This window comes from Cohnella herbarum, assembly GCF_012849095.1.
Taxonomy (GTDB): domain Bacteria; phylum Bacillota; class Bacilli; order Paenibacillales; family Paenibacillaceae; genus Cohnella; species Cohnella herbarum.
Genome location: NZ_CP051680.1, coordinates 280,419 through 292,306, shown reverse-complemented (window position 1 = coordinate 292,306; position 11,888 = coordinate 280,419). Strand labels below are relative to the sequence as shown.

Here is an 11,888-nt window from a genome sequence, read left to right as displayed (position 1 = left end):
GTAAAAGCTCAAGGTTGGCTACTTCGCTATTGCCTTCCGCTTGGCAGGATCGAGGCTGATCGGCGCAGGGGCATGTCCGCCTTGTTTATTCGTAGATGAGTCGGCTGGCGCGCTCTCCCTCATACGGTAAAGAACGACCATCATGACGATAACCAGCGCCGAGCTGACCGCGAGCAGCCAGACCATTCCGGAGCTGTAGGGCATGTCGAGCTTTCTCATCACGAAATAAGTACCGAACAAGAAGAGCTCGTTAACGATCGGCGCCCAGATCGTCCTGAACCATTCGAACATAAGGCCGAAGATCAAAGCTCCCGCGAGGGCATAGATCGTCATAGGAATATCCCACAAGAAAAACAAACCTCCGTAAATAATGCCCGTTACGAGAATCGAGGCGGCGATAGGCTGGACGGATCTCAAAACGTTATACACCAAAGCACGGAAAAATATTTCCTTGTAGGCGGAATGAACGAATAGAAACAATATAAAGACCGGGATCGAGGCCGTGGTTAAATATTCGAACAGCTGCTCGAATTGCGGAAAGGTATCATGAAAATAAGGAATTTTGAAAAAGGCTTGTACCCATACGCCCATGCCGACGCCCAGTATCGAAATCATGATCATGACTTTACGGTCGATGCGCGAGAAATTGCTGACGACGATCAAGTTTTTCTTATGGATCGCTTTCATCGCGAAGAAAAAGATGGCGAAAGTCGCCAAGTCGAAAATGACGAATCCGATTACGTTATTATTGCCGAGCCAACCGGAGATCGAAGAGATCGACATAATTCGGTTGTTCCAAAAATTCAAGAACGGAAAGTAGGTTACGACGAAGATAAGAGACCATAGGAGCAGTCCGCCGACCATTTTGAGGTGACCGGCTTTATCGTGACCTTTCCAGACGGATACGACCAAAGCGATCGTAACGAACAGGCATAAGACTGCCATGAGGAACAGTACGGAATCGGTGAAAGTCGAGAACAGCTCCAGCAAGCCGAACTTCTGGGAGCAGAATAAAATCGTATTGATGACGAACGCCGTCCATATCGTCGCCCAGACCGATTGCAGCTTCGTATACAAAATTCCGTACATCAGGGCGAGAAAAAACGCGGTAACTTGGATGCTCGGGTTAGGTTGGGCGTATCCGTAGATAATTGCCTGCAGCAGTAAAGCCACTCCGAACGGAACAGCCCGGCGCATCAGATTAAAGAGCACGCCGCGGAAAAACACTTCCTCGAACAGCGGACCGACGATGCACACGCCTACGATGACCATGACGAAACTATCCGACTTCATAAACAAGTTCAAATAATCGTCAAAGTCGGGGAAAGCGTCGGCAATCGTAGAAATTCGGATGACGCTCATGAATAGAAGCGCCGCGAAAACCCCGATCACCGTTAGCATGGCGGCATCCAATCGGCTCACTTTAGCGAACTTGCTCATTTTCCATACGCTGATGTAACGATCTCGTACTATTCTTTTCTTGATTTGAAAGACGATCAAAATGATTGCTGCCGTAATCGCGAACATAATCGAAATCCATATCGGCAGATTATCCATCAAGTAATTGCCGTAAGCTCCGGAATCCGGTACGATCATCGTGTTGTGAACGAACGCCACCGCCATGAACAAGCCAAGCAGAAGCAATACTTCTCCCAGCATGAACGCTGTCTTTTTCATTAATGTCATCCCTCTCCGTTCAATTGATAAACCAAGTCGGCCAGTCGGTCGTTTAACTCCTCTTCCGCGACTCGTTTGCACGCCAATATTCCCGATAACAGTTCGAAGCTTTCTTTCTTTCGCGAACACGACGGCTCGCTTCCCTCCGCAGCCGATTGCTCCCGGATTTGCAACAATCGTTTGTAGGGCTCGATCGCCCCCTTACGGTACTGCTCGGCATCGTCATTGCGATTCCGGGTCGTGACGGCGATGGTTAGGCACTGGTCGATAAATGCGGGCTTCAACCGGCGCAGTTCGAACATCGAAGGCCAATCCTCAGGTACGTCTAACGCATAAGAACGGATATTGCGTGCCGTCTTGCGGTTAAGCTGCTTCAACACTTTGTGCGGACCGATCTCGATGGCATAGTGAACTCCAGACCGTTGCATTAACCGAACGGTTTCCTCCCATCGGACCGCCGTCGTCAGTTGTTCCGCCAATTTCAGTCTTAACGAAGCCGGATCATGCTCGTGCGGCTCGGCGGTAACGTTGGAAATGACCGGCCAATCGAGCTTGCCGAACGATAAGTTGGCAAGTTCGTTGGATAGTTTCTCGGCGGCGGACCGCATGAGCGAAGTATGGAAGGGAACTTTCGCGCGCAATCGGACGACTTTGCCGCCCAACGATTCGAGCGCGGGCGTGATCCGCTCGACGGCTTCGCGGTGGCCTGCGATGACTGCCTGATCCGGAGCGTTGCGACAAGCGATTTCGACGATTTGTCCCGTATCCGGGTCGGGAACGCAATATTCCTTTACCGCATGCAGAGGCAAATTGTTCACCGCGACGATCAGTCCGCCTCCGTTCGGAACGGCTTCCTCCATCCATTTGCCCCTTTGCCATACCGCCTTGACGCCATCGGGCAACGCAAGCGCACCCGCGCACGTAAGCGCGGACCATTCTCCCAAGCTATGCCCGGCCGCGACGCAAGGCTTCAAACCGACCTCTTGCGCCAAGAGACGATGTCCCGCTACGCTGCAGGCGAGGATGGCGACCTGCGTATTCGCAATGCTTCCCTCTTCGGGAAAGCCGTCTTCGAAGCACGTTCGCGCCAGATCGAGCCCGATCGACTCCCCCGCTTCCTCGAACGTATGTCTGACGACCGAATGACCCTCGTATAAGTTCTTGAACATTCCGGTATATTGCGATCCGGTACCCGGATAAAGAAATGCCGTTTTATTCATGCGCCGCTCCTTCCTTTCCAGCCGCCGTTTGCCGACTGCTCGCGTATGGTTTGGTCAACCAACCGACCATTTTCACGTAGCCTTGGCAAAACTCTTTCATTTTCTCTTTGCGAAGCTTCCTTTCGTCGTAGCTGCAAAGCAGCGTAATCCGATCGTTCTCTTCGTAGTAAGATAAGACAATGTCGAACGCTTCGTCGGGAGCCGCGTTCGCTACGCTTCGACCGTACTTATAGAACAACGGATAGATGCCGTTCTCTGGGGAAGAAGATATGTCGTTCAATGGTTTAATAACCGATTCGTCCTCGTTTCCGGCACGCGTTACGAGTTGCTGTTGAACCGAACAGACAAGCGCGAAAGCATCCTGTTGCCCGCTTAAATCGATAACCACCGCATGTACCGCCTGATCGCGAGCCTTTACGTAAATGGTCTGTTCGGCTTTTTTCGTCAATTGCGCGAACAGATAGAGATAAGCCCCCGCCAATACCGAATCCAGATCTCCCCGCGCCTCCTCCGCCATGCGCTTCGCGTCGGTCGTCATTCGCGAGTCCAGTTGGAACGTAAGCGATGTCCGTTGCGGCTTTCCCTGTCGGTTAGCGAAGAACGATTCGGGCAGCTCCGCGTGGCGCATCGTTCCTGACGCCGAATCGGACGACGCCGTTTCGGCTTCTATGAACGCGGCCAACGCCTGAATCGTCGGATAGGCGAACAAGTCCGTCACCTTTACGACCCCGGGATAATCCTGTTCCAAAAGGGAATGCAATCGAAGCAGAAGCAGCGAATGGCCGCCAACGTCGAAGAAATTGTCGTGAGCGCCGACGCTGTCCAACGAGAGCACATCTTGCCATATCTCGCTTATTTTCCTTTCAAGCTCGTTCCGAGGCGCCGCGTTAGAAGCGCTCGTCCGACGTTCCGCCTCCATACGCAGAAGAGCGTTTCGGTCGATTTTGCCGTTCACCGTCAGCGGTAATTTCTCCATCTGCACATAGAACGACGGAATCATATAATCAGGGAGCGTTAAGGATAGATGTTTACGCAGCTCGGCGATCGGCAGCTCTTCTTTCACGGCTACGAAACCCCATAACGCCTTTTCCCCTGCATTATCGTCTTTTGCCAGCACGACGGCTTCGCGAATACGCGGATGCTGCTGAAGTGCGTACTCGATTTCCCCCAGCTCGATTCGGAATCCCCGTACTTTCACCTGGTGGTCTATCCGGCCCATGTACTCCAATTCGCCGTCCGTTGACATGCGGACCAGATCGCCTGAACGATATAAAGTTTCTCCCGGGCGATAGGGATTGGCGATGAACTTCTGCGCCGTCAATTCGGGGCGGTTCAAGTACCCTCGCGCGACGCCGTTGCCGCCAACGTATAGTTCCCCGGCAACGCCTACCGGCACAAGCTTTAAGTTGCCGTCCAGAATATAGGCGTTTAGCGTCGGAATCGGCCGGCCGATCCGGCTGACGTTCGACGAGATCTCTACGTCCGTCATTTCCTTGTAAGTGACATGAATCGTCGTTTCGGTAATCCCGTACATGTTCACCAGCTTGGTATCGGGGTATCGTTGTTTCCAAGAGCCGAGCATCGACGGCTTCAATGCTTCGCCTCCGAAGATCACGTACCGGAACTGAAGCTCCGGCCTCTGCCTCGCCGATTCATAGCGAATGAAATGATAGAAAGACGAAGGCGTCTGATTAAATACCGTCACCTTCTCCCCGATCAGCACATCGAGCATTCGCTCCGGATCTTGCGCGACCTGCTTCTCCAGCACGACCAACTTTCCTCCGAATAACAAAGCGCCGTACATTTCCCACACGGAGAAATCGAAGCAGTAAGAATGGAACATCGTCCAAGCGTCGTTTGCATTGAAGTCGAATAACGATGGGTCATGAACCAATAGACTTACTACGTTACGATGCTCGATCATGACCCCTTTGGGATTGCCGGTCGTACCGGACGTATAGATGATATAGGCCAGATTGCCGGATCCGCTCGTGCTCTTCGCGAGGTCGCCAGACCAAGTGGAAAGCTGGGCGATATCGATGACTTCAGGTGCGATTAACCGCAGACCGGCCTCGTACTTCGATTCCGACAAGACGATAGAGGCTTCGCTATCGTCAATCATATATGCCGCCCGTTCCGCCGGGTAATCCGGATCGATTGGAACATAAGCGCCCCCGGCTTTCAGAATCGCGAGGATGCCGACGATCATGTCGATGGAGCGATCCAGCATGAGACCGATCCTCTGATCGGGTACGACCCCTTTGCTTCGCAGCCCTGCAGCTAGTCGATTCGCCCTTTCGTTCAACTCGCGATAGGTGATCCGCTCGTTGCCGCAGACGACGGCGATATTATCGGGCGTTCGTTCCACCTGCTCTACGAACAACCCGTGGATCGTTTGGTCGCGCGGATAACGCACCTCAGCATCAGGAACGGATAACAACCGGCTGATTTCGTCCGAGGAAAGCATATCGATATTTCCGATCGCGATTTCCGGGTTGTCCGTCACTTCCTTCACAATTTGGCGATAATGCCGTACCCACGCCGCGACCGTCTCTTCCCGGAACAGCTTCGTGCAATATTCGAAATGGCATTCGATTTCCGCTTCTTCCGTCTCGACCGCTTCCAACGTGAAGTCGAACTTAGCGGAGACGTGCGGCGATTCGCAACGCTTCAGCGGTCGTTGATCGAGCGTCAGCTCCGGTATCGCCATATTCTGCATCACGAACATGGCGTCGAACAGCGGATTTCGGCTAAGACTCCGCGTCAATTGCAACTTTCCGACCAGCTCTTCGAACGGATAATCTTGATTGCTGAAAGCACCCAGCGTATTTTCTCGTAATTCCTCCGCGAACGATCTGAACGTTTTATGCGCGGACGGGTAATTTCTCATAGGCAGCGTATTGACGAACATCCCTACCGCGTTATGGAGATCGGCGTGAGACCTGCCCGATACCGGCGTGCCGACCACGATATCGTCCTGACCGGAATAACGGGACAGGAAAACGTTGAAGACGGCCAACATCGCCATGTACAAAGTGATTCGAAGATCCGCTGCGAGTTTTCGCAACGCAAGCGTTTCTTCCTTCGTCAGTCGAAACGCAACCTTGTCTCCTTCGAACGATCTCATGGAAGGCCGATTATAATCGGTTAGCATGTTCAGCGTCGGCACCCCATCGGCGAATTGCCCGACCCAATAGCGCTCCTGTTCGCTCCAAGTCCCGTTAGCCAATGCTTCCCGCTGCCAACCGGCGAAATCCTTATAAGGAACGATGGACTTCTCCGGCTCTCTTCCCTCATAGAATCCGACGAAATCTTCCACGAGAACGCCCATCGAGACGCCGTCGGACACAAGATGATGCATATCGAACAGAATAAGCTGCTCGTTCGGGCTCAGTTGCACAACCGCTGCCCTCAAGAGAGGAGCCTCGGTCAGCACGAAAGGTCGAATGAAATCCCGGATCAATTCCGGTAACGTCGCTTGCGTACCGTCCTTCCATTCGACTGAGACGACAGCTGAAAAATGGACTTTTTGCACGGGCACCCCATCCACCATCCGGAATGAGGTTCGCAGGCTTTCATGCCACCCGACGACCGAACTCAACGCCTTCTCGAACCGGTCTTGATCGACGGTACCTTCGTATAGGAAAGCCGCGGGCAAATGATACGCCGTGCCGATCCGTTCGAATTGCTGCAAGACGTACAATCTGCTCTGCGCCGGAGAAAGCGCGTAATGCTCTCTTTCCTCCGTTGGCGGTATAGGGGCAACGTCGCTTTTTTCCTTCTCGCGCAATAGGTTTGCCATCTGGCGTACCGTCGGGTTGTCGAAGATCTCTTTTAACGATAGAGTAGCCCGAAGCTCCTTATGCAGCTTGTTCAGAAGCTCGGTCGCTTTAAGCGAGTGCCCTCCGATCTCGAAAAAGTCGTCTAAGGCGCCGATTCGCTCCCGATGAAGCACCGTCTGCCATAATGCGATCAAAGCCTCTTCCGTTGAATCGAGCGGCGCCTCGTAATCCGCAGCAGCCAGCTCGACATCTTCTAGATTAGCCAGCGCCTTCCGATCGACTTTGCCGTTCGAAGTCAGAGGCATCCTGCCGATGAGGCTATAACGCGCGGGAATCATATATTCCGGGAGCAGCCGACCCAGATGCTCGCGGATTTCGGCAATCGTCGGTACTTGATTGCTCACCATGTGCGCGCTTAAATACTTGTCGCCTTCAAGCGTTTCTTTCACCGTTACGACGGCTTCATGAATTGCGGGGTGCCGCAGCAGTCCCGCTTCGATTTCGCCTAGTTCAATCCGATAGCCGCGCAGCTTCACTTGATGGTCAAGCCTGCCCATGTAGACGATCGTTCCGTCCGCTTGCCACTTCGCGAGATCTCCCGTCCGGTACATCCGCGTTCCCGGGACGAAAGGATTGTCGACGAATTTCTCCGAGGTCAGCTCCTGCAATTGAATATATCCGCGGGCTAACCCCCTGCCCGCGATGTACAATTCGCCGGGAACGCCAATCGGAAGCAATTGCCGCGCTTCGTCGAGAACGTATAATTGAATGTTATCGATTGGTCTGCCTATGGGGACGCTGTCCGCTAGCGGTTCCGGCTGACAATCGTAATACGATACGTCGATGGCGGCTTCCGTTGGACCGTATAAGTTAACGAGTATGGGTCCGCCTTGCAACAAACCGAACCGCTCGTAAAATCGTTCCACATGCTGCGGGGGCAACGCTTCTCCGCTTGCGAATACGTATTTCAAAGTCGCCAAAGAAGCTTGGCTCCTATCGGCTTCCTGCCGTCTTTCCTGATGTTCCAGAAATAAATGCAGCATGGAAGGCACGAAATGAAGCGTTGTCACCCGGTGGGCTTCGATCGCTCGCACGATGGCGTCCGGATCCTTCTCTCCGCCCGGCGACAAGAAGCTAACCGCCGCACCGGCGAAAAACCACCACAGCAGTTCCCATACCGACACGTCGAACGTAAAGGCCGTCTTCTGCAGAATGACATCGTCCTGTCCGATCGGGTATTGCTTCTGCATCCAACGAATCCGGTTGACGGCCGCTCCGTGTTCGATCATGACCCCCTTCGGGTTGCCCGTCGAACCGGAAGTATAGATGACGTAAGCCAAGTTGCGGCTATGAACGGGATTGCTTCCCTGCGTCGCTTCGTCAACGCGATCGCCGCTGTATCTCTCCTCGTCTCCGATGTCCATAATGGCGCCGGTGAACGCTATACGAGTCGAGTTTTGGTTCTTTTCTTTGGCATCGCCGAACCGGTTCAACCATGCCTTCTGGGTGAGCAATACGACGGCGCCGCTATCTTCCAACATGAAACGTATCCGTTCGGGCGGATAGTCGGGAGAGATCGGCAAGTAAGCTCCGCCCGCTTTCAGAACGGCCAGAATGCCGATCATCATCTCCGCGGATCGTTCCGCGACGATCGCGGCGATCCGGTCCGGCCCCAAGCCGTTCCTTCTTAGTTCCGAGGCTAGCCGGTTCGCTTTCCCATTCAGCTCCCGATAAGTCATCCGTTGATCGCCATTTAAGACGGCTAATTGATCAGGCCATTGTTCTGCGCCTTTCTCGAACCATTCGTGCAGCACGCTCTCGTCGCTATCCTCCGTTGTTGTTACCTCGCGGTTGAACGACCGAAGGATTTGAAGACGTTCCGTCTCGGCCAGCATGTCGATATCGCGCAGATGGGCATGCGGATTGAGCAATACGGATTGAACGACAGCCTCGAAGTGTCCGCACCATCTCTCCATCGTCTCGCGATCGAAGAGATGCCGATTATATTCCAGCCGGCAAGTAAGCCCGCTTCCCTCCATGTAAACGTCCAGCTTGAAATCGAGCTTCGACGTATTCGTTCGCCATTCTTCGAAAGTCAGTTTCCCGTCGCCCATCCTTATTTCCGAACCGATGTCCATCTGGTTGTGCACGATCAACATCGTATCGAATAACGGATTTCGTCCTTGAGGCGTTCTTGAAGACACTAAACCGATCATGTCCTCGTAGGGAAAATCTTGATGCGAATAATCCTCCGTTATGGAACGCGCGCAACGTTCAAGCGTCTCCACGAAAGTCGTTGCGGGATCAATCGTCATCCGCAACGGCACATAATTGACGAACATGCCGACAATGGACTCCAAGTCCGCGTGATTCCTACCCGAAACCAATGAACCGACGACAAGGTCCTGCTGTCTCGTATATTTGTTTAACACAATCGCGTAGACGGTTAATAAGATCGCGTTAACGGAAACCGAATGCCGATGCGCGAGCTCGTTCAGCTTCTTTACGCACTTCTCGTCGAGAGAGAAAGGAATCGAATCGCCTTCGAAGCTTCGAGCTTCCGTCCTCTTGCGATCCGTCGGCATCTCAAGCAGGGGGACCTCGCCGGACAATTTTCGCTCCCAATAGAACCTGTCGCTTGCATATCGATCCGAATGCTTCCGCTCCCGCTGCCACATGACATAGTCTTTATATTGCAGATGGGAGGCCGACAAGTCCTTCCCGTCATATTGCATTGCGAATTGTTCGATCAAATGGTTGACCGAGATTCCATCGGATATAGCATGATGCATATCCAGAATAAGATGGTGCTTGCCCGCTACCGTCCTTTCATCGCCTTCCGAAACAAGCCCGGCTCGAAATAATGGCGCTTCGCTCAGACGAAACGGGCGGATAAATTCATTGATCGCCCCTCGCACGCCGTCATGTTGGAGATTTAAGATTTGCAAGGCAAACTCAATCTCTTCTTCCCGATGGACGAGTTGAACAATGTCTCCTTCCATTTCGGCAAAGGAAGTTCGAAGGCTCTCGTGGAGACTTATTAACCGGCGGATAACGCGCTCCGCTTTCGCGATGTCGAGATCGCCTTCGATATGGATGAGAACCGGCATATGATAGCTTGTCCCGATGTGTTGAGACTGTTCTTGCACGTACACCCGGTACTGCGAGGAGGAAACCGGATAATACTCGCGTTCCTCGGCCTTCGGGATCGGCTCGTACATACTCTTCTCCGCGTCTCGAATGTAATTTGCCAGCTTCCTCGCTGTCGATAACTCAAATAGAGCGGCAGCAGGCACTTCGACATGAAACTCTTTATGAATGCGATTAAGCAACATTGCCGCCGTTAACGAATCCCCGCCCATTTCGAAAAAATCTTGATCGATACCGACGCTTCCCCGACCCAGTCCGTCAGCCCATAGCCGGGACAGACGCCGCTCCAGCAAATCGTCCGCCGTTTCCGTTGCCTCCGGCGTTATCCGCTCGTCCAGAAGCTTGTTCAGCCGTTCGATGACTTCCGTAAATTCTCCCCTTTCATAGCTTTCGGCCAGCTTGTATCGTTGCAATTTTCCGCTGGTCGTTTTGGGTATGCTTCGTACGGGTACAACCTGTTTGATGGATAGGCCGGTCGCTTTATTCAAAGTCTTCTTAACCTCGAGGACGGTGTCGACGAAGCTGTCCGGTTTGCCCCGGTGCACGATGAAAGCGGCGATCTCTTCCGTGCCCGAGTTCTCGCCGGTCACTCCGCAAATCGCGATTTTCCCAAGCTCGATACCTAGCTGTTCCTGAGCTATCCCTTCAAGATCGTGCGGGTAATAATTTTGTCCGCGCACGAAAATAATGTCTTTTTTCCTTCCCGTAACGACTAGACGCCCCTTGCGCATAAATCCTAAATCTCCGGTATTCAGCCACCCGTCATCGGTTTTGAGCTTGTCCGTCTCCTCGGGATTACGGTAATAACCCCTCGTGACGTTATTGCCCTTGATCTGGATATTTCCGATATACCGCTCTTGCAATGTCCGGCCGTCCTCATCGCATATACGGACCTCGCAATCTTGCACGGGATAGCCAACGTCCACGAACGTCACGCATGCTTTGTCGTCGGGGCCGATTTCCGCAACGGGTTCGCCTGCCGAAAGCAAGCTTCTATTCACGTAAACCGGAATCACTTCTTCGTTCATTGGAGGGAAGGTGACGGCCAGACTGGCTTCCGCCATTCCGTAGACGGGGAACAAGATGTTCCTGCCCGCTCCGGCCGGCCCGATCGCATCCAAGAACGAATCGCATAATCTTGCCGATACCGGTTCCGCCCCATTGAAGATAAGCCGCAATCGCGATAGATCCCATTCCGCGATACGCTCCTTCTTGCAGTGGCTCAGGAAATGCTTGTAGCCGAAATTCGGCGAGGACAGAAGCGTAATCCGATGCTCATGCGCTTTATGCAACCACAGCTCGGGATCCATTACGAATAAAGTCGGCGGCATAATGAATTGATGAATATCGGCGGTAAGGGCCGTCAGATGGCAACCGATCAATCCCATATCGTGCGTGAGCGGCATCCAACTCAGGGAACGATCGGCCGAACTAACCCCTGCGCCATCGATGATGGCGTTGATGTTGCAAAGTAGATTCCCGTGAGTCAAGACGACTCCCCTGGGAGCGCCGGTCGAACCTGATGAATATTGGATTAAAGCGATATCCTCCGACCCGATCGATTGCAAATTCCCTCTGCCGGGTTCGATGGATTGCGCATCGTCATCTATGAGGATCGCTCGCCTCTGCATCGACGCCAGGCAAGATGAGATCTCCGGATGCTCCTCGTATTTTTCGATTTGCCTAAGGGTTTCCTTCGAACAGGCTAGATAGGGATTTCGAAGGGTGTTCCACACTCTGGCCAGCTTGAGTTTATGATCTTCGTTATTTCCGGCCGCGAGGGGGACGGGGATGATGCCCCCTAGCTGGCAAGCCCAGAAAAGGATAATAAATTCGCCGTTATCCTCCACCTGGAACACTAACTCGTCCTTGGGCTGCATGCCTTTACGTTGCAGGAAGTGCAATTTCCCCTGCGCTTTGCCGTACAACTCGCCGTATGAAACGAAAGCTTCTTCATGCCTGGTCGTATAAGTAATTCCGTTACCGGAATCCCTAAGGTCATGAAGAACATCCGCAAGTGTCGATTGTCGCGTCCGCATCCTCGCATCCATCCTCCTTA

Annotated in this window: 3 protein-coding genes; all 3 read right to left on the bottom strand. The window is 53.1% G+C overall.

The annotated features are described in order from the left end of the window. Positions 1 to 18 precede the first annotated feature (18 nt). The 3 genes from HH215_RS01240 to HH215_RS01230 are packed head-to-tail and all read right to left on the bottom strand — an operon-like array spanning position 19 to position 11,868. Positions 19 to 1,677 (bottom strand): type II CAAX endopeptidase family protein, encoded by a 1,659-nt coding sequence (locus tag HH215_RS01240; RefSeq protein WP_169278243.1) that lies wholly within the window; start codon positions 1,675 to 1,677, stop codon positions 19 to 21. 5 nt (positions 1,678 to 1,682) lie between these two features. Continuing rightward, positions 1,683 to 2,897 carry an ACP S-malonyltransferase gene (locus tag HH215_RS01235; protein ID WP_169278242.1) on the bottom strand — a complete coding sequence of 405 codons (1,215 nt, stop codon included), beginning with the start codon at positions 2,895 to 2,897 and terminating at the stop codon, positions 1,683 to 1,685. Next, positions 2,890 to 11,868 (bottom strand): non-ribosomal peptide synthetase, encoded by an 8,979-nt coding sequence (locus tag HH215_RS01230; protein WP_169278241.1) that lies wholly within the window; start codon positions 11,866 to 11,868, stop codon positions 2,890 to 2,892. Before HH215_RS01230 ends, HH215_RS01235 begins: the two co-directional genes overlap by 8 nt. Positions 11,869 to 11,888: the final 20 nt, after the last annotated feature.